This window comes from Streptomyces sp. 891-h, from assembly GCF_022760275.1.
Classification (GTDB): domain Bacteria; phylum Actinomycetota; class Actinomycetes; order Streptomycetales; family Streptomycetaceae; genus Streptomyces; species Streptomyces spirodelae.
This window is the reverse complement of record NZ_CP050694.1, coordinates 13646-35476: the sequence shown is the minus strand read 5'-3', so window position 1 is coordinate 35476 and position 21831 is coordinate 13646. Positions and strand designations below refer to the sequence as shown.

Sequence of the window (21831 nt, the reverse complement as noted above, 5' to 3'; positions counted from 1 at the left end):
TTCCTCCTGTTGTGGAAAAACGAACAGGGAACGGGGAGAATCCCGCTCCCTGCTCGACTCCTTATTCGCAGGGAACGTAAGGCAACACCTTGATTGCCTGGGCGACTTCGAGGGCTTCCGCTCCTTGCTTGCGGAAGTCTCGGGCGATTTGCGGTGCTGCTGATGTGCCCTTCAGCTCGGCGCGGATTGTGCGGGCATTCTGATTCATGCGCTCACTGAAGGAGTACAGGACTTCGAGCAGCCGATTGCGGTTCTGCTGGAGAAATTCCGCGTGGATGCAGTTGATGGGAGTCTCAGCCCGGCTGTTCTCTGCGTACACAACGTCGCAGTCGAAGGGTTCGGAGAGGGCGGGGGCGACGTCGCCCTGAAAGGCCGTGAAGAACCGGGCTCCTTCAGGGGAGTTCCAGAACCGTGAGGCGGGGATGCTGAGCTCGAAGGAGTCGATGGCTGCCTCGGCTGCTGCGCGGGCTGCTTCTGTGCGGGTCTCGCCGTTGGCGACCACGGCGAAGTTTTGCGTAGCGGTTTCGGGGTCGACGGGGCCGGCCCAGGAGCACAGGAATGTGTACTGCATTTTTCTGCCTTTCGCGGGGAGTTGTCGGCTGGAGTGGGCGGGGGGCCGAGGACGGCCCCCCGCTGCTTTTGTTACTCCGTCCGCTGCCGGGGGATGAATGTCCGGTCGCTTCGGCGGTAGTCGAGTTCCCTGTCGCCGAGGTAGTCCAATGCCATTTTCACGATTTCTGTGTTCGTGAGGCCGAGGATGATTTCCTTCTCCTCGTCAATGCGCCCGGTGAAAAGGGCAGGGCCGTGATAGACCTGCGGCACTGCTGCGTACCGGCTGCACAGTTGGGTGGCGGGGAAGTTGGCGGGAGTTCCGTAATCCTCGCCCATGTCAGTTACCCACATGGTGAGTTCGGAGCGCTCTTCGCTGGCGTCGATGATGACGGAGTTGACGAGGAACCCGATCTCGGCGCGGAGGATCGTGGCGGCGTGGTCCGTGTCGGTGGGCCAGTCGCGGATCCGGAATTCACCGTTGGGCTTGATGAGGAGCGCATACCAGTCGGTCATGTTGGTCCCTTTCTGGGGTGGTTCGGTTTGGGTGTCGGTTCGCTGCCACTGCGTGCCGACAAGAGAAACAATATCTGAGCTAGATCACGCGATGCAAGCTGGTTCCGTACTTCTATGGGGGTGTGTTGGACACCCGGTAGGCCAGTAGGCCACGGGGGGCGGGGAGGCATATTTCCGCAGGTCACTGCGGGGTGGTTGGGGTGGCCTACTGGCCTACCGGGGTTGGAGACGGCTGTGCCCCTGCTCGGCCGAGCAGGGGCACAGGAGGGTGAGAGGTTGTGCTGCTACGCCGTGAGGTCGAAGAACTCTTCCCAGGCGGCGGCGCGTTCGACGGCGGCGGGGCAGGCGCCTACGAGCATCGACAGGTGCAGGTGGACATCGCGCTGTTCGTTGGCGCGGACCGCCCACTCCAGGGCCCGCACGGTGCGGCGGACTTCCTCCGGGGTGACGGGGTGGGCGAGGACGCAGTGACAGGTGCTGCGCAGCGTGCTGCGCACCTTTGCCAGCGCCTCGGGGCGCCGTTCCGCGCTGAGGCATCCGGGGTGCCGGAACTTGGGGAGCCCGCGCCGGAGGTGGGAATAGAAGCGGAGTCCTTCCCAGCCGCAGAGGCGGCAGGCGACGGCCCAGCGGCGGTCGGACCCAGGGTAGGCGCTGCGGGGGTACCAGCCGTCCGCCGTGATCTTGCCGATGGCTCGGATGGCCGAGGTCAGGTTCTGATGGGTGGCCGGGAGGCCGGGGGCTGCCTGGTCGAGCAGGGGTGCCATGGTGGTCCCTTTCTGGGGTGGTTCGGTTTGGGTGTCGGTTCGCTGCCACTGCGTGCCGACAAGAGAAACAATATCTGAGCTAGATCACGCGATGCAAGCTGGTTCCGTACTCCTGTGGGGGCGTGTTGGGCAGCCGGTAGGCCAGTAGGCCACGGAGTGAGCAAGGGTCTATCTGCGCAGGTCAGAGCGGGGTGGTTGGGGTGGCCTACTGGCCTACCGGGGTCCGGAGCGTCCGCACGTGAGCACCCTCGTTGAGCGGGCGTGAGGCGAATCGTTGTTGTGGCAGCGCTCGCGCTGATGAGTACCGGCTGCGTCACGGTCTCCGGTGGCGCTCCGGCAGTGACTCCGGCGTCGCGGGGTACGGAAACGCCTCCGTCGCCTGTGCCGCTCACCTCGGCGCCGCGTGAGGCCCTGTCGAAACCGGCCGCCGAGGAGGAGCCGACACGGGCCCGCTTCAAAGCGCGTAGCAGCGGCTCAGCACGCCCGAGCAGCCCGTCAGCGCCCTCTGGGTCCTCCCGTGCCCCGGAGAGGCGCACAGGGCCGCTGAGGGCGGCTCAGGGCCCACCGCGCCGTGCGCAGCCCCGTTACCGGCCACGCCCACAGCGGCAGCCAGTACGGGGACCTGCTCCGGCCGCGCGGCCGTCATCGCGTACGGGGATGCCTCCGGAACTGGGCGCGCTGTGCCAGGTCGGGGCCGATTCGCGGCAGGTGAGTCCGGAGGTGCTGGCGCTGTGTCGGCGCGCCTACGGCTGAGGGCGGCGCCGTCCGGCCCGACCGTCGTTGAGCTGGCGCCGGATGAGGCCGGCATCTGGGTAGCGGTCACTGCCGGCCCCCAGGTACCGAACTCCCGGGCCGGTCGGCGGGGTTGGCTCGCCCCGGTGGAGGTCGGGAGTCGAGGGGGCTGTCCGCCAGCCGTAGCGCTCGTCCCACACCAAGTGCCGTACGGGGCCGCCGTCTTCGCGCACGTCGAGCACCGCGGCCACGGTGCGGTCCGGCCGTGCCCTCACCGTGCCGTACGTGACGGTCAGTCCGCTGTGCTCCAGCTCGGCCTGGACCCGGGCCAGGTAAGGCTGGGCCTCGGCCGCGCGCTGCCACGCGGCCACAATCTCCAGCGGGGTTTTCGCCTGCCTGGCTGTGCAGCCGAGGCGGTTGGCGGCTTCCGTGACGTCGAGGTCGGGCTTGTCGGCCAGCAGCTCGGCCAGGGCCCGCGCACGGGCTGCCCGCAGTGCCCGCCGTGCCGAGTCGGGGGCGACGTCGAGGCGGTGGGCGGCCTCGGTGGCGTCGAGGTCGGGTTTGTCGGCCAGCAGCTCGGCCGCGTCCGGGTGCCGGGGGGGCAGGAAGTCTTCGGGGGACAGGTCGGTGATGGTGCGGGCATCGGTGCGAGTGCCCGCAGGGCGGCCCCCGCCGCTGCCGTAGCCGGGGCGCTGCGCCGTCCACTTGGCCAGGTCGCGCCGACGCCAGTGCTCGATCTGGGCGGCCTTGTGGACCTTGACGGGCTTGGGGGTTGGCGGGATGCCGGGGAGGGTGCCGGAGGTGTAGCGCTCCCAGGTACCGACAGTGACGCCGACCTCGGCGGCCGACTCGTACTTGTCGAGTAGGTCGTCCGGGCTGTCTGCCTCGTCCAGCTCGGGGACGGGCTTGTCGGCGTAGTGGGCATCGATCTGCTCGGCGTCCCACAGATGGGGCTGAGCCTTGGGGGAGCTGATGGGAGGTGGGTGGTCGGCGGCCTTGTGGAGCTTGCGGTTTTTGAAGGTCCCGAGGCTGAGGCCCTTCTTGGCGGCGAGGTCGGCGAGGGTGTAGGCGCGTCGTCCGGCGCGGATCATGGCTGCTCCCGGTGGGTGGTACGGGGCAGCAACAGGCCGCCCACAGCGACAAGTTAAAAAATATCTGACTCTAGTAACTGGAGGCAAGGATGCCCGCGGACGCCGGCTGCGGCCGGTAGACTCCGCGCAGACCCGTTCCTCCTCTGGGAGGTCCGGTTTGGGAGGCCGGTGCCCGTGCCACCCGCTTCGGCGGACTGAGGGCACCGGCCATCAGCTTTTCCGGGCCTGGCCAGACGGCCAGGCCCTCGGGCATCTACTCCTGGCGGAACTCGAACACGTGGGTTTCCCCCGGGGTTGCCTGGCTGATCTTCATGCCTCTGACGGCGTGGAACTCCCATCGGGCACCTGCCTCGCCTGCTGCGGCTCTGGCGTTGGCCTCGCTGTGCAGGTAGTGCTTGGTGAACGCGTCCGACATCTTGCCGAGGACGGAGTTGCTGTCGCCTCCGGACATCCACTCGGACATGGTCTCGTCCATCACCGGCCCGCGTAGCTCGACGTCGATGTTCTTGCGGTCGCGGCGGTCCGGGTCGAGAGGGTCAGTGCTGATCACGGAGACATCGGCATGCATCTGCACTCGGCCCCCTGAGCGGGCGATCCGCGCCGCACGGCGAGGGCTGATGGCCTGCTGCCGCGCCTGGGCATCGTCTAGGACAGCTTCCTGCATCCGTCCGACCCCTGAACGGTCGGAGATCTTCCGGGTGTGCGCAGTGGCGGCGGCCTGCCTCAGCCGGTCCATTCGGGCCTGCTGGCGCGGCCCCGGCGTACGGCCCCGGCGCTCCTGCCGCTCCCAGTCGCGGATGGTGCGCTCACTGACACCCGCCGCTGCTGCGGCCTGCTGGCGACCCCCCACAGTGCGGACCATGCCGCGTACCGACGAGGTGGCATCCCGCTCTTCCTTCCGCCACTTCTGCACGGTGCGCTGGGCAACTCCCGCCAGCCGCGCGGCCCGAGCGGTGCCGCCCACGGCCGAGACGATCTCACCAACGCTCCGGGGAGGCCGCTTGCCGGTCAGTCCTGCCCACAGGATCGCTGCCTGGTTCTTCACGCCCATGGATCAGCCCTCCTTGGCGGTGTAGAGGGTGCCGTCCAGCAGGGAGTGGCGCCCGCCGTGCTCCAGGTGCTCCAGCACGTCACTCATGGATGCCAGCGCCTTGTGCTTGAACGCCCCCAGACCGGTGCCCGTGCGCATGCCGGGAGGCGCCGTGTCCGGGGTGTCCGTGGCGTAGAACAGGCAGTCGGTCAACAAGCCCACCGGCCACAGCTCCTCGCCGGTCTCCTCCCGCGTCCGGTCGGCAACGCGCAGCACGGTGCGCATGATGTTGCACTGCTGAGCGGCCTGGATCGCGTGGTTGGCATAGGGGTTGAACGTGTCGGCATCCTGCTTGTTCCGCTTCGGGTTGCCCGCCAGGGCCGAGGCGGCGAACAGGCCGATGGCGTGGTTGCCGACTGCCTTGAGGGTGGTGCGGACAGTGGGGTCCGTCTCGGCGGTCAGGCACTCGCGGGCTGTGCGGAGTTGCGTGTACCAGGGGTTGAGCATCCGGTAGTGCGTCCGCCACACCCATGCCTCGGTGATCGTGAACTCGATGTCGAGGTCGTGCCGGGCGTAGTACACCGTGGGCATTGCGTACGGCTGGGAGCCGCCCCGGCGAGGGCCGAACAGATCGAAGGTGCGCGTTTCGTGCCAGCGGGGCGGGTTGGTTACGTAGTAGCCCGGGAGCTGGTCGCGCAGCGCCGCATCGATCTCCTCCGGATCAGTGAGGTGGGTGACCTCGCCGTACCCGATGCGGACCGCGCCCGTGGTGGACAGGTAGCTGCCGTTGGCGTCCCAGGCCGCCACGAATGCCTTGGCCTTTTCGGCCTCGGACAGCGGCGCCAGCAGCGGTGAGCCCTTCAGCCCGCGTGCGTAGGAGCGGCCCGCGTACAGGGCGAGGTTCTTCCGCGCGACGTCGGGGATCTCCACCGGCTGGAGCGGGTCGGCGCGCCCAGTGCCGGAACGGATCCGGCGCAGGAGGTCGTGACCGGTGCTGCCGGGGCCGGTCCGGTAGGTGATGCCCACCAGGTCGGCGATCTGCTGGGCACGGGAGGCCAGCAGTACGGGGTCCGGGTTGTCCTTGAGGAACGGGCTGTCCCCCTTCTGCCGGGCCCAGTCGACTACCTCCAGCATGGCGGAGACGCGGCGCCCGTCCTCGCGCTCCCGCCAGATGCGGGTGGGCTGCCCGAAGTGGTCGACGTTCCATCCCGCCGCGCGGGCGCGAGCCAGGAAGGGGTGCTTCGTGTGCTTGGCCAGCACTTCCCGCGCGGACCCCTGGAACTCGAACGTGTCCTCGTCCGTGGCGTACGGGTCGGGCAGGTTGAGGGCCTGCGCCAGATCATCGTGGATGTAGACCTTCCCCGGGTCCGGGCGCCAGTTCGCGGAGGTGCCCACACCTCGGCGGCTCCCGCCGTGGCCGAGCTCCAGGTCTTCAGCGAGCTGAGCCAGGTGTCCGGCGTGCAGCTCCTCGGCCGGGGCGGGGAGTGGCACGGTTTCGCCGTCCGGCAGGTGGACGCCCGCGAGGTCGGCTACTGCGACGGCCGCGCGCCACGGCCGCGCGGGCTGAGCGGCCTGACCACGCGCTGCTGTCGCGGCCTCCGGCACGTTGAGGTCGACGTCTTGGTGTTCCTCGTCGTCCTGGTCCTCCTGTACCTCTTCGTGGGTGCCCGGCATGACGTACAGCGCTTCGGCCGACTGCTGCTCCTCGGTGGCGTCCGATGGGCCTGGCTCGGTGGGCAGTTCGGGCTGCTCGCCGTCCGCGGGCTCCTCGTCCTGGCGCTCCGGCTCGGGTGCTGCCGGGCCGGGGGCCGGTGCGGGGACTGGCGGTACGGGGGGTGGGGATGTCTGTACGGCATCGAGGCCGAACAGCGGCTCGGGCTGAGGCGCGGGGGGACGGGGAACACTGGGTGTTCCTCCGGCCTCACCGTCGTCGGGGTCGGTCAGCAGGCGGGCAGGCATGTCCCAGACGCGGCGGCGCCCCCCGGGCATCGGCCGTCGCGGCTTGACCCATCGGCCGTTCTTCGTGTTCTCCCACTCCACCTGAATCACGCCAGCCTGCCGCAGGGCCTCGGTGAGGGTGTGCGCCTGCGCATTGAACGGTTCGTCCAGCTCGGATGCCATGCGTAGTGCCACGCGGGTGGCCTGCTGGTGGTCGAGCCACAGCCGCTCTTCGAGACGGCCGTTGCCTGCGTCTTCAAGGGTGACGACGCCGATCGGTACGCCTCCGGCACGCAGTACGGGCGGGCCGGGCGGGGTGCTGGTCTCGGCGCTGTTGTCGGTGATCGTCCAGCCGTAACGCAGCGCGGTTTCCTGGTCGGCGGGGCACTTGCCGTCCGGGCCGGTCAGGTGAGCGTGACGGCCGCTGAACGCGGCGGACAGGTAGCGGAGCAGCTTTCGGTGCACGGTCTGATCCTTCAGCAGATCCCGCTCGTGGTCGGCTGCGTCGAGCAGCGCCACCCATGCCATCTCCCACCACCCCTGAGCCTCCGGGGCAGTGATGGCCCCGGTCTCCCGCAGGAACCGGAACATCATGTGCCAGCCGGTCGCGAAATGGCCCAGGTGCTCGGCCGGGCGGTTGCCGCAGTAGGCGCGGAGGGCGGCGGCATACTCGTCGGCCAGCCGCGTCACGTCGCGGTGCAGCTCCTCGTAGCGGGGTGCGATCCAGCGCAGGAACGACGCCATCAGCAAGGCGCAGTCGTGGGCTACCTCGGGCGAGGAGAGCCGGGCGAGGGTTTCGACATCGAGGTGCGCGGCGCTCATCTGGAGTGTCAGGGTGCGCTCTTGGCCGGACTGTGCGGACGGCAGCACCTCGGCGGTCTGGATCAGCGAGCCGCGCGGACCGCGCTGCTCGTCCAGGTCGAGATCGCCGTTTCGATTACGCGCCAGCCGGACGCGGCCCTCGCCTCCGTACTGGGTGCGCGCCATGCGGGAGGTGCGGATAGAGGCATCCCGGGTGGAGCGGTCCGGCGCGGAGTCGTCCGCCAGCAGCAGCGAGTCCTTGGTGCGGTACTGCATCTCCGTACCGCCTCCGACCGTCGAGCCGCTGTCGGAGATCGACAGCAGGCTCTCGGTGCGAGAGAGGGCAGGAGCGTAGTGCCGCACCACCAGAGTCGACAGCGAGGTCTTGCCCGAGCCGGGCAGCCCGTAGACGAGGACGGAGGAGGGGCAGCGGCCCAGCGCGGCCCGGTAGGCGAGGCCGAGCAGGGCGACGGCGCAGTGCTCCGGCAGGTTCGCGGGCAGGCTCAACGAGCGCAGGGCGGCCTCACGGATGCGTGCGGGGTCCGTGGTCGGCTCGGGCAGGGCCAGCAGGGACAGGCGGCCGGGGAAGTGGGTGCGCAGCGGTACGTGCCCCTGCTCGGTGATTCCGCCGGCGGCGTGCACGTACATCCACCGGTCGCCCTCGATCCGGCGCCATCCGGTCGCGGCGTAGACCATCACGCGGTCAGCGCCGGTGCTCTGGGAGCGGATGGCGGCTCCGACCTGGGCGATACCGGCGCGGCCGGGGCGCCAGTAGATGTCGGGCCACGGCAGGTTATGCAGCCATGTGCCCTCGTCGAACTCCTTGCGGTCCACCCGCATCAGCACGGGCTGATCGAGCTGCTTGGGGTGAATCAGCTCCAGCACGTACGCCCGGGTCACAGGGTGGTGCGGTACGTCGTCCTCGGCCGAGGCGAGCGGCCGGTTGGGCTGGTGCTCGGGTCCCTCGCCCAGGTCTTGGGCCTCGGTGCGGAGGATGCGGGCTGAGCAGCCGAGGAGCACGTCGAAGTTGGTTTCGTAGACCGGCCGATCGTCCTCGTCGGTGCCCACGCGACGGCGGCTGATCTTGACCAGCTCACCGTCCCGGACGGTGTACTCGTCGCGCCGGTTGGGACGGCCGTCGTCGCCCTCGATGGGCTCACCGGGTCCGGGTGCGGGCTCCGGTGACCTCGGGCTGTCCTGCTGCTGGTCGGGCTCGGGGGCGGGGTCGAGGACGGATTCGGGAACGGCGATCAGGTCCGCGAGGGCCAGTCCGGCCTCGCGGTGCTCAACGATGTCGGCGCTCTTGATCTCGACGGGGGTGTGCACGACCGAGACGGACGCGGCCTCCGGCAGCAGGGCCTCGCGGGCCTCGCGGGCGCAGGCGTAACCGGGGTCGTCCCGGTCCGCGATGATGACCACGTGCTGCCCAACGAGCAGAGAGGTGTAGTGGGGGCGCCACTTGCTTTTCGCGTTGCCGGGCTTGGTGGTGGCCAGGTGCCCCATGTCGGTGAGCAGGTCGGCGCTCTTCTCGCCTTCGACCAGGTATACGTGGGAGCCACGGGGCGCGGCGGCCAGCTCGGGCGCGCGGTAGAGCGGAGGGTCCTCCGGCATGTGCCACTCGTCGGCCGGGTCCTCCCAGCGGAACGTGCCCGCGCTGTTCGCTCGGCGCCACACGATCCGCTTCTCCGGCTTGACGCCCGCGCGGCAGGTCGAGCATCCGGCGCAGTCGCGGCGGATCTTCTGTCCCACCAGGACACGGCCGCCCTCGTCGTCCAGGCGGACATACTCGTACCGAGCGGCCTCTCGGAAAGGCCCAGAGCACGCGGGCTTGCGGCTCTTGGCGGCGCTCTTCTTCGCTGCCTTCTTGGCGGCCTTCTTCGTAGTGCGCTGGCCAGTGCGGGAGCGGGAAGCGGTACGGGCCCGGGGGATGACGCGCTCCCTCTCGGGGAGCGGGTCGTCATAGAGGTCGGACAGCCGCAGGCCGACAGCGGCGACTACATCCTCAGTGGCGCATCCCGCATGGCAGCAGATGACCGTTTTCCGGTCGAGTGCTTTGTAATCGATCGCCAGGGACGGGGTGCGATCTTCGTGCGCGGGGCACTGAGCTTTTGCTTTGTGTGACCGTTCGGATTCGAAGCGCAATCCATGGTCTCTCAGCGCGGACGTAATCCGGTCATACGACGCCGCGCTCTCGGCGGTGGGGGTATGCAACGGGTACCCTTCCCAGTGTTGGGCGGACACACATCCACTCATCTGGCCGTTGGTCAGCGGCCGAGCAGATGCCTTTCGTGGTTGTTGGGCAGAGTGCACGTGTTGTGCGCGTGGGTGTGCGGTCAGCTTCTGCTGTTGGGTCTCCGGGTGGTGCCGGGGGCCCAGCAGCTTTTTCATGGGCTCATGCAGCTACCTTCCGCTGGCGGGCCTGGTCGCGCCTTGCACGTCGGGCCTCCAGCTCAGCCTGGGCCTTCTCGATCCTCAGAGCCTCGATCTCCTCCGAGACCCGCTCCACCATCTCCGGGTCCTGGGCTTGCAGACGGAGCAGCGCGCGCGTGACCTCGCTCGTGGTGGCCTTGTCGCGCTTGCGTGCTGCAACCAGCAAGGCAAAATCGGCAGGCGGAAGATCCGCGGTGACTCGAGTGTCATCGACACGGCCAGCGCTCTTCGTCGTCATCTCACCCATCCTGATCCGGTGTTGAGGCGGGCACTGAGACCCGGTACTGAGGTCATGTACTGACCCTATCGGTGCTGCCCTGATCTTAGGCGCACCGACACGCCTGGGGCGAGAGTTCGTGAAACGGTGTCATGGTGGTAACGGGCCACCGCGCAGCGCGGTATCGGCCGCCCAGTTGCCCAGGGGCGCGTACTGAGGAGGGGGCAGATGGAGACGGCGAGGATCGACCTGGGCCCGGACGGACGAGGCTGGGTCGACGGCCAGGAGATCGAGCACAACACGCTGGAGGATGCGCGCGTTGCGGCCCTTCGACGGGTAGCCGCACGGGCGCGTGACACTCAACGGCCGGTGCACGTCCGCGCCTCCGACCCAGCCGGTGAAACCGCTCTGCTCGTCCACCCGGACGGCAGGATCCAAGAAGGGGAAGCGGCCGAGGAGTTGGCGGCCGATCCGGACGCCACGGCGGTGCCGGCCTCTCTGCTGCCGCGTACCCGTGCCATCGCAGCCGCGCTTGAGGGCGGCAGGGAGCTGGAGGGCAGCCGGATGGCTCACGAGCTGGAGGCGGAGGTCTCCACCGAGTACGGCTCCCGCCACCCGTATACGTGGCGCTGCCGGGAGCTGACCGCGCACGCGACCCTTGCCGCGGGCCTGCCCGGCGGCGCGGCCGAGCTCTACATGGATGCGGCGCGCGGGTGGCTCGACCTGGGCAGGAATACGGCCTACGCCTCCGCTGCGCAGCGCGCTTACGCCTGCTGGCATCGGGTGGAAGACACTGCTCAAACCGTGTGGTTGGGCGAGCTGCTGGCGGAACTGCTGCGGGACAGTGGTGGCGACCACCAGGAGACCGTACGGGCGGTCCTGCGCCGTGTAGATGAAGTTCAAGGCGGGGTCCTGGTCTGACTGGAACCCGGAGGACCCCGACAGTCTGTCGGGGTCCTCTGCACGCATCCGTGCCTTCCTGGACGATGGGACGGGCCCCGGCCTCCGCGGTCGTTGTTGGGCGGACGAAGGCCGGGGCTGTCCAACGGCGGTTCGAGAGCTGTGGGACAACAGCACGGGAAACCGCCTCCGGGACTCCTGGCCTTTGGGGCGACCAGGAGGGGTCAGTTCAGGCGGGTCGGCTCGATCCGTTCCTCTGCGTCCGCTGGAGAAGCCTCTCCCGCGCGCAGTGATCCACCGTTGCGATGTCTCGCCGCGCGCGGCCAGCTGCGTAGTAGAGGCTGGCGATCAGATCGTCAGCCTCGGAGAGCTGGCCGAGAAGTCCGTCCGCCTTCGGCTCCCAAGTGCCGTGAGGCGCCGCCGCATCGAGTGCTTCTCGGATCTCACGCAGCATGTTGTTGACCGAGGCGTGGATCGACTGTGCCTCGATGGGCCGGTAGTCCTTGGAAGAAAGGCCGTCCCTCATAGGTGCTGCTCCTGGGGCTGAGGTCAGAAATCAGTAAGCGGTGCTCCCAGTAGAACCGGGCAGGAAACAAGGTTTACGCACCGTCGAGCGCATGGCCACGTACTGCCACTGCCACCGCACTGAAATTTCCCTGAAGTTGCCTGTCTGAGCTGGGCACTTGGGAGCCTCTTGAGATGACAGACTGCCTACATGGCACTTCTCAACGGCGCTCCCATAGATCAGAAGTCACTGCAGGCTCTTGCCCTCACGAACTTTGGCCACTTCACGTCCATGAGGGTGGACGAGGGACACGTCCGGGGCCTGGAGCTGCATCTGGACCGTCTCGTCCGGGACTGCGCTTCAGTCTTCGACGCTGAGCTTGACCGTGGTCGAGTCCGGCATCTTGTCCACCAGGCCGTTGGCGGCCTTGCTGGCACGTTCGTCGTGAGGGTCACTGTCTTCGACCCAGACCTCACGATGGGCAATCCGGGGGCGGACGCACAGCCGAGCATCCTGGTCACTCGCCGGGAAGTGGCTGCCGGCCCCCTCCCCCCGCTCAGCGTTCGCACGGTGGAGTACCAGCGGGAAAAGCCGGAGATCAAGCACATCGGTCTCTTCGGGCAGCTCGCAGCCCGAAGGGCTGCACAGAGGGCGGGAGCAGACGACGCACTCTTCGTCACACATGACGGGAAGATCACTGAGGGCGGCACCTGGAACTTCGGCGCGATCATTGACGACGTCGTCGTTTGGCCCCAGGGCGGTGTCCTCCCGGGTGTGACGATGGCCTTGCTGCAAGAAGCTCACAGCTGGGCCAGCGAGCCGGTTGACCGTAGTGACCTGCACCGAGTGCAGGCAGCGTTCGCGACCAACACCTCTATCGGTGTGCGTCCCATCCACAAGATCGATGACCGGAGCCTAGACATCGATCACCCCGTGCTTGCCGCGCTGCGGGATGCCTACGCCGCAGTGCCCGGAGATCCGGTATAGGAGGAGGCGGCGCATGCCGGTTGTAGTCCATTGGACGGGTCGAGAAGCGGCGGCACTCAGGAAAGCGAAGCGCCTGACACTGGAGGAGTTCGCCGACAAGATCGGGGTCACCGCGCGCATGGTCTCGAACTGGGAGAAGCACGGACGTCGAGTGGCGCCCAGACCGCCGAACCAGGCAGCGCTGGATTCCATGCTGGACGCGTCCTCGGCGGCCGAACTGGGCCGGTTCACCGTGCTCTGCGAACAGGACGACGACAGCTCGGGTCCCGATCAGACATTCGTGCCTGAGCAGACGATTGCGGAGGCAACAGCCGCACTCACCGCCGAACACGTCCGTCACCCTGGAGACGGCAAGCCGATGACCCTGATCGAGCAGGGCGTGTACCTGGCAGGTGCACAGAATCAGGCAGTTTGGGTAGATGCGTTCTATATCGATCTGCATCCGGTGACCAACGGGGATTACGCGCGTTTTGTCGCGTCAACGGGCCACCAGCCGCCCAAGCATTGGGAGGGTGGACGAGTACCAACCCAACTGATGGACCATCCAGTTGTGTGGGTCACCCACCGGGACGCCGAGGCATACGCGAAGTGGTCCGGTAAGCGCCTGCCGAGTGCCGAGCAGTGGGAGAAAGCAGCTCGGGGCACCGTGGGAGCTGTCTACCCCTGGGGGGACCAGCGCACCGCCGCCAAGTGCAACGTCAGAGAGACCGGGATCGGAAGTACCACCCCAGTTAGCCGGTTCCACAGCGGGACGTCCCCCTACGGGGTGTACGACCTGTGCGGCAATGTCTGGGAATGGTGCTCCAGCGAGACGGAGCCGGGGCGGTACGTTCTGAAAGGAAGCGCGTTCACCAGCTCTTTCTCCCGGGCGGCCCCGGCTGATCTCAACGACGCCGATTCCACCATGTCCGACGACGACACAGGGTTCCGCTGCGTCGCTTCAGTCGAGCAGTTCGGGCAACTGTGAGGCTTCCGCTCCCCACCGCAGCCGTAGAGCGCTACCGTGGCCGTATGTCCAGGGAAATCCGTCTTACGGTCGATGACGAGACCTACGAGGCGCTTCAGCGCCGGGCGACCACGGAGCACGTGCCGGCCGAGCAGTATGCGGCCCAGGTACTGCGTACTGATCTGACGCACGCGCGTTTCATCGAGGGTGCGTCCGCGTTCATCGCGGAACACGCCGAAGGGTTCGAGGAGCGGTTCGGCAGCCGTCCGCACGGCGGGCTCGACGCTGCCTGATGGAGCTGCTGATCGATACTCGGTGGCTGCTGGAGATCGCGGAGCACCATCTGCCCGACGATCCGCAGGTCACCGACTGGGGAGCCTTTGAGGCGGCCCGTGCCCGGCATGCTGCCGAGGTCATGGGCCGCCTCGTCTATGACCAGCCGCACCACCGGGCAGCCGCGCTGCTGCACTCGCTGGTGAGGGTGCCGTCGCTGGAGTCGGGTAACGAGCTGCTGGCGGCCTCGGTGGCTGTCGGCTATCTCCATGCGTCCGGTCGGCCGGTACGGGTCTCGACGGAGGCGGCGGCCGACCTGGTCGAGCGCGCCGGCCGCGGGCTCGATGTGCGCGCCATCGCGGCCGAGCTGAAGGCGTGGACCGACAGGGACTGATCAGACGTCCGGGAAGTTCTTCGCGGCGTCCTTCATGTGCCGGTGGATCTGTTTGGCGTACCGGAGTGCTTTCTTCTCGTCGGCGGCGGCAGCGGCCGTGTATGCCTCGGCCATTCCTGCGCTGCCCTGTGCGAAGTCGCGGGCGAGATTCACGTATGCCTTGAGCCACTTCACGGGGTCGGCCGCAGTCGTCTCGCTTACCTCGGCCTCGTCCGGTTCCTTGGCCAGGGTCCGGGCCCGGTGGAGGACGTCGTCCAGGGGGATGTCCTCGCTCAGAGGGAGCTGGGGCATGATGCGGAGCACCGTCTTCTCGGGCACGGCCTTCTTGCCGGTTTCCTCTGCGATGGCCCGGTACACCTCAGCGGCGCCTGCATCCCCGTGGACCTCCCGTACGGGGCCGAGGGCCAGTGCTGACCGTTGGCTGATGGTGAGTGTCGGTTCCTTCGGAGCGCGCTGCTTTGGCGGGCTGGGCTTCTGTTCGTTGCTCTGCTCAGGCTCGGGGCTGCGGGGCGCTGGCGGGGGGCTGGGGTCGGCTGGGGAGCTGGATCCCATGATGGCGGCCAGCGATTCCCGCACGCGGGAATGATCGTTCGATTCTAGTTCGATTGGTGTATGACCTGCGATGATCTCGGCGATACCAGCGCTGGCTGCCTGGCGGTAGACGGTGCTGACCGCTTTCCGGCCGCCGGTCACGTCCTCGATGAACTCGCGCACGTCGCTGTAGTCCGCGCGCCACAGCTTCCCCCGCAGTGCGATCTCGACCGAACGCGCGAAAACCCACCATGCGTCGTGGAACTGGGTGAATCCTTGTTGGCACAGCTCCCACGTCTCCGCCTCGTCGGTACTCAGCTCCCCCCCAGCGTCGGGGGCATCGGTGGGAGTCGGCAGATCGTTCAGGGTGAGCATGGGCTGAGGCCGTCCCTGAGCAAGCTCGGGGACAGCCTCAGCCTCTTTCCTTCGGCGCTCCTGGCGCTCGCGCCGGATCTCTGCCTGGGACCGTCGGGTCGAGGGCTTCCGGGCGCTCACTCGGTCACCATCCTCTTGTCGAGCAGACCCTTCGTCTCCAGCTCTGTCACCAGCTCATCGAAGTGGGACCCGGGTGCGTAGATCTCGACCCCCTCCCCTGTGCTGCTGTAGGTCTGGGTCGCGGGGATGACTGTGGAGAGGATGTTCCACCCGTCGTCGCCCAACGAGGTGCGGAGCTCTTTCACCGCCCGAGTGGCGCCCAACTGGTTCCGGGTGAACAAGATCCACCGCTCTGGTTCGGGTGCTCCGGCCGGTCGCTTCTTGATGCCTCGCTCAATGAAGAAGTCCATGGGGAGATCGTCCATTCTCTCGACGTCTCCTGCGGTCGGCGCGCAGGTGATCAGAGCCAAGTCGACGACTCTCATCACGCTGAGGCCAATAGCGGAGTGGTTTTCGAGGTGGCCGACGTCTACGACACCGATGTGGCCGGGGGGCAGCATGTCGGCGGCCTGCTCGTGGAAGCGGCTGTCGGCCATCCTGTGCACCTCGAACGGCGCCTCGAACTCGTCCCCTTCCTCCTGGTCGTCGTCTGCGGGGAACTGGGCCTCCCACCAGCGGTACATCTGTTTGCTCTCGTCCGCGTCGACTCCGAGCACGGGGTATCCCCGGGCATGGAGTGCGTGGAGGAGCCACCACGCGGCGACGGACTTGCCGGTGGAACGGGGGGAGAAGAGGGCGATCCACATGCGGGCACCCTAAACCGGTGGGGAGATCACCAGCAGGGCCTGGCGTCGTTTTCCGCCTCGTGGATGCCGCTGTCACCTACGGGTGATCGCCGGGGCATCGGCCGTAACACGCCTGCGCTGGGGGGAGTTGGCAGGACCACCGACAACAGGGGAGGTCCGATGCAGACGGGTGTGAGGGCAGCCACCGCTGTGGCTGCTGTGCTGCTGGCGGGGGCGAGCATGGTGCCGGCCGCGGCGGCCGTCGAGCCGGTCACCGCCACGGGCGCCGTGACGGCCAAGAGGGGCTGCTACGTGACGGCGTCGAGCGCGACGATCCGTTCGCGGCCGTCGTCGCGGTCGACGGCCGTGGGGGTGGCGTACAGGGGGGATCGCTGCAAGCGGCTGCGGGGTGGAACCCGGTGGACCAAAGTCAAAATGCGCGGCAGGGTCGGCTGGGTGGCCACGCGCCTCCTGCACACTCCGGATGAGGACGTACACATGAATCCGCCCGGCATGTGACCGAGTAGACCCCGACGACCCCGAGCGTCGGGGTCTACTCGGTCCACAGCACATACAGCGGAACCGGCGTCGTCTCAGGGTCCGCTCTGGTCAGCAGCCACCGATAGTAGTGGTGGGCGCTCGTCAGCCGGAGCGTGATGGCGTCCCCGTCGTCGTACGGCTCAGAGATGGCTCGAAGGTCCCAGCAGAACCCCAGCGGCGTGGTCTGAATGATGCGGCGGCCATGGAGATGGGGAACGGTACGGGCCGGAACGGGGATGCGGGCACCGGGCTGCTCGGGCCCGGGGGCCAGGCGCCGCATCAGGCCGGCACCCTCGCCCGGACGAGGCTCCCTACTCTCGTCCGGGTCGAACGGCAACCGGTGCTCGATCCAGACCTGGTCGAGGGGAAGCCGGAGAGGCGCCGGGTGCTGGCCCAGGATCCGGGTGCGCCAGTAGTCGAGTTCCGGGACCAGGTCGACGCGGAGGTCTCCGTCCTCGTGGGTGGGCTCTCCGAGCACGCGCATGTCGTGCAGGATCCCCGTGCCCGGTACCGAGGCGATGGCCCGTGCGCGGTGCAGCTCGGCAGCGTGCCGTGCCGGTACCGGGACGGCAGCGGGAGGCACGGCCTGGTCCCAGGTCTCGATCCGGATCGGCGGTAGCTTCCCCTCCTCGTCACTCATGCGGACAGTATTCCCCGCATACAGGGAGAGAGGGGAGCGACGGCCGTTTCCGGCACGGACGGCAGCGGGAAACGGCGCCCCGGGCAAGGTCAGACCAGTGCAGCCCTTTCAGCGATCCACTCAGGCAGGCCGACGAGCGGCACGTCACGCTCGATGACATACCGCTTGCCGTTCACGGTGGAGCCGGGGCCGACCAGGTAGCCGCCGCTGCGGCGGCCAGGGCCGCGCACGTCGATGCCTGAGCCGAGAGCGGTCCGGCCGCCCGAACTGCTGCCGATGGTGCAGCCGGACGGAACCCGGAAATACAGATGCAGGCCGCCGCTCGGCGTCCGCACGGTCAGGGTCTTAGGCCAGTCCTGCCCGAGGCTGGTGGCCAGCTCGGTGAGCACCGTTTCGCCGTCGCCGTCGCCGTCGATGTCCAGGTCCAGGCCGACGACTTTGGAGGCCCGGCAGCCGACGCCGATGTTGTCACCGGCGCACCACAGTTCCTGGACGCGCTCCGGATCGGTCAGGCACAGCGATTGCCACCGGCCGGTAGGACGACGACCGCCGGGCGGGAGCGGGAACACAGCCAGGCCGCGCCTGGCGAGATCGGCAGCGGCTGCGATGGTCACGCTGGCACCGCCTCGTGCTCCTGGTCCTCCTCGTCGTCCCAGTAGCAGGTGCATTCCTCATAGGGGTCGCCACCGGCGCCGCAGTCACGGCATTCGTTGTCGTAGCCGTCGAAGTCGTCGTCACCGGCGTAGTCGAGGTGTCGCCAGCCGGAGCAGCGGCCGTTGTAGCAGCCGCAGCCGGGGCACTCGGGGCAGACCATGCCCCAGGTCCAACCGCACTTGTCACACATGACCTGGTTGCGCGGATCGGCGCGCAGCTCGGCGAGGTAGTCCCTGGCCTCCGCATAGGTGGTGATGTCTGCGTACTCGGCGAGCAGTTGGCACAGCTCCTCGCGGTCCTCGGAGTCCAGGATCGCGAGGGCATCGGCGTGCTTGACGCCGTAGTTGGCCTTGATCGCTGCGAGGTCGTTCTTGCGTGCGTGCATCTTCGGCATCTCAACTCTTCCCGCGAGCACGGTGATCCCAGACTCACCGGCCCGCACAGAGCGAGGCCAAGGTGACGGCGGTGAACTTGGTGGGGGCTCGGCGCGGGGCACCTTCGGTGATGGCGTCCGGTCTGGGCCAGACGACTTCCGGGCCTTGAGCCGGGCCCACGGTCAAAAAACCGCAATCCGTACCTTAGCGCGGCTGCTGCGCTCAGGCACGGACTGCGGACGGTCGGACAGGTCAGGTGTGCGGAGGCAGGTGGCGCCGCGCGCGGTCGGCCAGCAGCTCGGCACGGTCGCGGTCCGGAGTGCACGGGATGCTGGTGAGTTCGCCTCGGAGCCTGCTGGGGCTCACGATGGTTACTCCCTGGGCCCGGATGCGGCCGTTGGGCACGCGGGCACCGTGCACCACCACCAGCGCGGCGGCGGGAACCCCGAGCGCGGCGCCTGCCTTCTCGGCCAGCCCGCGCGCAGTGCTGAGCATGTCCGGGTAGGTGCGGTTGCCGCAGTGGAGGGTGCCGCCGCGCACCGTGACCTGACCGGTGCGGTTGAGGTGCTTGCTGTCCACCATGACGGCGCCGCGTCCGTCGGGCAGCAGCACCAAATGATCAGCGTTGGCCCTGGTTCCCGGGATGGCGAGATCGTGCAGCACCGTCCAGCCGCGCCGGGCCAGCGGCCGGAGCAGACGGGCGGTGCGCTGCTCGCCCTCGGCGCCGTGGCGCCAGCGCCGTACCTCCGGTCCGGGCTGATAGCAGCGCCGTGCCACCCAGCCGGGCAGGCCGACGAGGAGCAGCAGGGAGGCCAGCCGCATAAGACCCCCCGTGTGGGAGAGAGTCGGAGCGAGGGCGATGCTCAGCAGCAGCGACCCCGCCAGCAGTGGCAGCCCTTTGCGGTGCTGGCGGCCGACTTCGGCCCGCCGCAGTCGAGCCGCGTGGCGCCGTGCGGAGGTGCCGGCAGTGTGGGCACGCGGGGAGGTCACAGCAGCACCCCCTGGGGGAGCTGGGCGCGGACTTCCCGGACGAGGGCGGGAGCCGGGTCCCAAGGGCACTGTCGGCCGCGTGCCGGGACTGGTTCCTTGAGCGGGTGGAGATCGGTGATGACCCAGTGCCAGAAGTCCGGGGCTCCCCAAGGGCAGCAGGATCCGGCGCTCTCGTGGGCCGTGACCAGCCGTGCGGCCCCGATGACGGCGCCCGTGGTGAGCGGGAGGTCCGGGTCTGTCTCCCTGACCTGGGGGAGGTACCGGTTGTCGAGGACTGAGCTTGCATGCAGCAGGAGCCAACCGGCTTGCTGTGCTGGCCACCTGTGGTGGACGCATCGCCGGTTGCGGTGGGTGAGCTGGGCCGCCCAGGGCTGGCGGATGGTCAGCCCGGTAATCGGGGTGGGCTGGAGTGCGTCGACGCCATAGCGCCGGACGAGGTCCGCGGCCTGGGTGCGGCGCGGGAATACGGTCTCCGGCCGGTCCCCGAGTTCGTAAGCGTCCAGTGCTCGGGCGTGGGCGAGACCGTAGCCGGTCAGCTCCTCCGTGATGGCGGCCTGTGCCTCGGCCCGGGAGAGGTTCGGAAGATCGGTGACGAGGCTGGCATGCAACGCCATGGTCAACTCGTCAGCGGTGTAGGTCGGCATGGATCCTCCTGGTCAGGAGAGGAAGAGCGCGCGGCAGCGCACGGCCGGTGTTGGGCGGACATCAGCGCTGCCGCGCGTGGGCCGTCCGTCGGCCCGCCGCGCTCGACTCCCGTGCGGGGAGCCGAGCACGGTGAGCCGACGGCTCAGTCAGGCAGACCAGGCAGCGGAGTTTCCAGCTCGACGGACCAGGTCCGCAGGGGCAGCGGGGAGGGGGTCCACAGCTCCACCGACCAGGTACGCCACCCGAACTGAGCGACCAGTCGCCTGCCGGTCACCCGGTTCTGGCAGGCGACGGTGCCGCCGTAAGCGCGGTGGATGGAGCGGATCATCTCCACCGGGCTGCGGCCGTCCGGCTCCAGCTCCCCGATAAGGGTGCCGTTCCGTGTGATCTCCCAGGAGAGAACGGGCGGGAAGCCATCGGCCAGGATGCGGACAAGGTTGCGGGCGGCTCCGAGGTGGGAGCCGCGCCGGTACTCGCGCATCCGGTCGGCGGGGGAGTTGTGCATCACGCGTCGCCTCCCTTGCTGAGGGCGGCGCTGGTCTTGGCGATGCCACGTTCGATGATCTCCGGCCATACCAGGGCGTTGACTGCCTCAGCGTGACGGTGCCAGGCCCCTGCGGCCTGTCCCCAGTGCGAGACCGCGAAGTTGTTGACATGGCGGAGGACGTCGCGCTCGGCCTGCTGGGCCTCGGCACGGGTTTGCGCAGGGAGGCCGGACAGCTCCAGCGCCGGGAGTGGCTGACGGGTCGGTGCCACCGTGGCGAGCGCCGGTTCCTCTCCCGCCCGGAGGAGCAACAGGGCGTGCGACGCGCTCCAGGCGTAGGTGCGGGCGGTCCGGTGCCATACACGGGAGAGGGAGAGCAGCAGGCCGCGCTGGGCCAGTTCGATCTGCCCCAGGGTGTGCGCGTACGGGTTGAACGGCATGCTGTCGTACTGCCGCACGGCGGTGCCGATGTCGTCGGCGTGCACGGCGTCGCCCTGGGCCTGGCCGTGCTCCTGGACGGCACGCTGATAGGCGTTGCGAGCGGTCATCGCGGAACAGCGCAGTGCGTGGATGGAGCTGGAGAGAGTCACGTGCCAGGGCAGGGGCCGAACAGTGGACATAGGAGTCCTCCGGTGTGTTGGGTCGGTGTGCGGTCGGCTGAGGCTGCTGCCGGGCGCCCGTGGTGAGCGGGCGTGGTCAGTTCCCGGTGGCAGCCGGTGGGTCAGTTCTGGGTGCCGGGCCCGAAGCCCCGGACCAGGTCCTGCATCTGCTGCGCTGATGCGCCCAGCAGACCGGCCTCCTTCATGGCTGCGTTGGCCTTGTGCGCGGCCGGTTCGACCAGGGCAGTGGCCTCCTCGGTGCTGGGGGCGTGCATTCCGCAGGCGATTGCCTGCTCCAGTTCGGCGTAGGCGCTGGCGGCGTCGCGCAGCTTCTGTTCGTCGGGCATCGGTCCTCCGTCGTTGTGGTCAAGGCTCCTGGGTGGGAACGGCGTTCAGGCGTATTGGGTCATGCGGGAGATCACGGCACCGCTGTACCCCCCGAGCACCGCGCCAGCATCCCGGACGCTGACTCCGCGCTGGTGTACGAGGTGCCGGGCGATGGGCTCGGCGGCCTGGCGCGCTGCGGCGCGGGCCTCCTCGGCCTGCCGGGCGAGGTCGTCCGCCTTGTCGCGCAGCGCGCGGACGTGCTCGACGTCGGCGTCGACCTGGGGGTCTCCGGTGCTGGTGGTGACCTCCAGGGCGAGGGCGTCGGGGTCGACGCCCTCGCCCTGGGCGATGGCCGTGCGTGCGCGAGCCTCCATGCGGGAGAGCGAGCGCAGCGGCGCGGGGCGTACCTCGGGCAACTCAGTGATGTCGACCTGCCACAACCCACCGTCGGTCAGGGTCATACGCAGGTGATAGCTGTTGCTCGGGGCACGACGAGACATGGGATCAGCGGGTCCTCTCTCGGACGATCCCGCAACCGCGCCAGGCGTTGAGCCAGTCCGCGTCGTTCGCCGCCTCTGCGTTGTCGGTGCCGGTGATCCGGCGCAGGGTGGCGGTCAGCGGCGCGAGCTGGGCGGCGGCCCGGTCCTGGAGGGCTTCGTCGTCCGGCACGGTGGACAGTTCCACGAGCGTGCAGGCGGCGTCATTGACCAGGTCGCCGTCCAGGGCGATGCGCGTTCTGGGCGCAGTGTGCAGGGTGGTGGACAATGGTGACCTCCTTCGGGAGGCGGGGCGCGGCGGTCGTGTGGAAGCGGAG

At 68.8% G+C, this 21831-nt stretch carries 25 protein-coding genes; 5 read left to right on the top strand and 20 right to left on the bottom strand.

Annotated features, from left to right (window positions below; translation table 11 throughout):
- Positions 1-61: 61 nt before the first annotated feature.
- The 7 genes from HC362_RS34850 to HC362_RS34820 form a co-directional block, all read right to left on the bottom strand.
- On the bottom strand, positions 62-571 hold the full coding sequence (locus HC362_RS34850; protein ID WP_243088994.1) for a hypothetical protein: 510 nt from the start codon (positions 569-571) through the stop codon (positions 62-64).
- Positions 572-642: 71 nt separating this feature from the next.
- Positions 643-1065 (bottom strand): hypothetical protein, encoded by a 423-nt coding sequence (locus HC362_RS34845; RefSeq protein WP_243088993.1) that lies wholly within the window; start codon positions 1063-1065, stop codon positions 643-645.
- Positions 1066-1349: 284 nt separating this feature from the next.
- A complete protein-coding gene (locus HC362_RS34840) occupies positions 1350-1829 on the bottom strand; it encodes a hypothetical protein (RefSeq protein WP_243088992.1) in 480 nt (159 codons plus the stop codon).
- 743 nt (positions 1830-2572) lie between these two features.
- Positions 2573-3652, bottom strand: coding sequence for a DUF6292 family protein (locus tag HC362_RS34835; protein WP_243088991.1), 1080 nt, complete (start codon positions 3650-3652; stop codon positions 2573-2575).
- Between the two features lie 253 nt (positions 3653-3905).
- A complete protein-coding gene (locus HC362_RS34830) occupies positions 3906-4703 on the bottom strand; it encodes a hypothetical protein (RefSeq protein WP_243088990.1) in 798 nt (265 codons plus the stop codon).
- Positions 4704-4706: 3 nt separating this feature from the next.
- Positions 4707-9170, bottom strand: coding sequence for a hypothetical protein (locus HC362_RS34825; protein WP_243088989.1), 4464 nt, complete (start codon positions 9168-9170; stop codon positions 4707-4709).
- Between the two features lie 643 nt (positions 9171-9813).
- Complete coding sequence (locus tag HC362_RS34820) at positions 9814-10089, bottom strand: hypothetical protein (RefSeq protein ID WP_243088988.1); 276 nt, start codon at positions 10087-10089, stop codon at positions 9814-9816.
- A gap of 207 nt (positions 10090-10296) precedes the next feature.
- On the opposite strand from HC362_RS34820, the gene HC362_RS34815 reads away from it, so the two are divergent.
- Entirely contained in the window at positions 10297-10989 is a 693-nt protein-coding gene (locus HC362_RS34815) for a hypothetical protein (RefSeq protein WP_243088987.1), read from the top strand.
- A 208-nt stretch (positions 10990-11197) separates the two neighbouring features.
- Here the strand turns inward: HC362_RS34815 and HC362_RS34810 are convergent, their stop codons facing one another.
- Positions 11198-11494 carry a hypothetical protein gene (locus HC362_RS34810; RefSeq protein WP_243088986.1) on the bottom strand — a complete coding sequence of 99 codons (297 nt, stop codon included), beginning with the start codon at positions 11492-11494 and terminating at the stop codon, positions 11198-11200.
- Between the two features lie 189 nt (positions 11495-11683).
- Here HC362_RS34810 and HC362_RS34805 point away from each other — a divergent pair, with 189 nt between their 5' ends.
- Genes HC362_RS34805 through HC362_RS34790 form a run of 4 tightly spaced genes read left to right on the top strand, consistent with a single transcriptional unit; the run spans position 11684 to position 14073 of the window.
- Positions 11684-12460 (top strand): aminotransferase class IV, encoded by a 777-nt coding sequence (locus tag HC362_RS34805; protein WP_243088985.1) that lies wholly within the window; start codon positions 11684-11686, stop codon positions 12458-12460.
- A 13-nt stretch (positions 12461-12473) separates the two neighbouring features.
- Positions 12474-13427, top strand: a complete 954-nt coding sequence (locus tag HC362_RS34800; RefSeq protein WP_243088984.1) for an SUMF1/EgtB/PvdO family nonheme iron enzyme — start codon at positions 12474-12476, stop codon at positions 13425-13427.
- 44 nt (positions 13428-13471) lie between these two features.
- Positions 13472-13699, top strand: a complete 228-nt coding sequence (locus HC362_RS34795) for a hypothetical protein (RefSeq protein WP_243088983.1) — start codon at positions 13472-13474, stop codon at positions 13697-13699.
- The gene (locus HC362_RS34790) at positions 13699-14073 is read left to right on the top strand and encodes a fic family toxin-antitoxin system, toxin component (protein ID WP_243088982.1); all 375 of its coding nucleotides are present in this window, start codon (positions 13699-13701) and stop codon (positions 14071-14073) included. Before HC362_RS34795 ends, HC362_RS34790 begins: the two co-directional genes overlap by 1 nt.
- Here HC362_RS34790 and HC362_RS34785 read toward each other — a convergent pair whose 3' ends face one another.
- The 12 genes from HC362_RS34785 to HC362_RS34730 all read right to left on the bottom strand — a co-directional run bounded on the left by HC362_RS34785 (position 14074) and on the right by HC362_RS34730 (position 21782).
- On the bottom strand, positions 14074-15099 hold the full coding sequence (locus HC362_RS34785; protein WP_243088981.1) for a hypothetical protein: 1026 nt from the start codon (positions 15097-15099) through the stop codon (positions 14074-14076).
- Positions 15096-15785 (bottom strand): hypothetical protein, encoded by a 690-nt coding sequence (locus tag HC362_RS34780; protein ID WP_243088980.1) that lies wholly within the window; start codon positions 15783-15785, stop codon positions 15096-15098. Before HC362_RS34780 ends, HC362_RS34785 begins: the two co-directional genes overlap by 4 nt.
- 532 nt (positions 15786-16317) lie before the next feature.
- Positions 16318-16944 (bottom strand): hypothetical protein, encoded by a 627-nt coding sequence (locus HC362_RS34775; RefSeq protein WP_243088979.1) that lies wholly within the window; start codon positions 16942-16944, stop codon positions 16318-16320.
- 89 nt (positions 16945-17033) lie between these two features.
- Positions 17034-17558 carry a bifunctional DNA primase/polymerase gene (locus HC362_RS34770; RefSeq protein WP_243088978.1) on the bottom strand — a complete coding sequence of 175 codons (525 nt, stop codon included), beginning with the start codon at positions 17556-17558 and terminating at the stop codon, positions 17034-17036.
- Positions 17555-17992: a hypothetical protein gene (locus HC362_RS34765; RefSeq protein ID WP_243088977.1), complete on the bottom strand. Its 438-nt coding sequence runs from the start codon at positions 17990-17992 to the stop codon at positions 17555-17557. The genes HC362_RS34770 and HC362_RS34765 overlap by 4 nt, the downstream gene beginning before the upstream one ends.
- Positions 17993-18224: 232 nt before the next feature.
- Entirely contained in the window at positions 18225-18962 is a 738-nt protein-coding gene (locus tag HC362_RS34760) for a nuclease-related domain-containing protein (protein WP_243088976.1), read from the bottom strand.
- Positions 18959-19606, bottom strand: a complete 648-nt coding sequence (locus HC362_RS34755) for a hypothetical protein (protein WP_243088975.1) — start codon at positions 19604-19606, stop codon at positions 18959-18961. Before HC362_RS34755 ends, HC362_RS34760 begins: the two co-directional genes overlap by 4 nt.
- A gap of 143 nt (positions 19607-19749) precedes the next feature.
- Positions 19750-20115: a hypothetical protein gene (locus tag HC362_RS34750; RefSeq protein ID WP_243088974.1), complete on the bottom strand. Its 366-nt coding sequence runs from the start codon at positions 20113-20115 to the stop codon at positions 19750-19752.
- Positions 20112-20711: a hypothetical protein gene (locus HC362_RS34745; RefSeq protein WP_243088973.1), complete on the bottom strand. Its 600-nt coding sequence runs from the start codon at positions 20709-20711 to the stop codon at positions 20112-20114. The genes HC362_RS34750 and HC362_RS34745 overlap by 4 nt, the downstream gene beginning before the upstream one ends.
- 101 nt (positions 20712-20812) lie before the next feature.
- Complete coding sequence (locus HC362_RS34740) at positions 20813-21037, bottom strand: hypothetical protein (RefSeq protein ID WP_243088972.1); 225 nt, start codon at positions 21035-21037, stop codon at positions 20813-20815.
- Positions 21038-21082: 45 nt separating this feature from the next.
- Positions 21083-21478 (bottom strand): hypothetical protein, encoded by a 396-nt coding sequence (locus HC362_RS34735; protein ID WP_243088971.1) that lies wholly within the window; start codon positions 21476-21478, stop codon positions 21083-21085.
- Between the two features lie 43 nt (positions 21479-21521).
- Positions 21522-21782 (bottom strand): hypothetical protein, encoded by a 261-nt coding sequence (locus HC362_RS34730; RefSeq protein ID WP_243088970.1) that lies wholly within the window; start codon positions 21780-21782, stop codon positions 21522-21524.
- Positions 21783-21831: the final 49 nt, after the last annotated feature.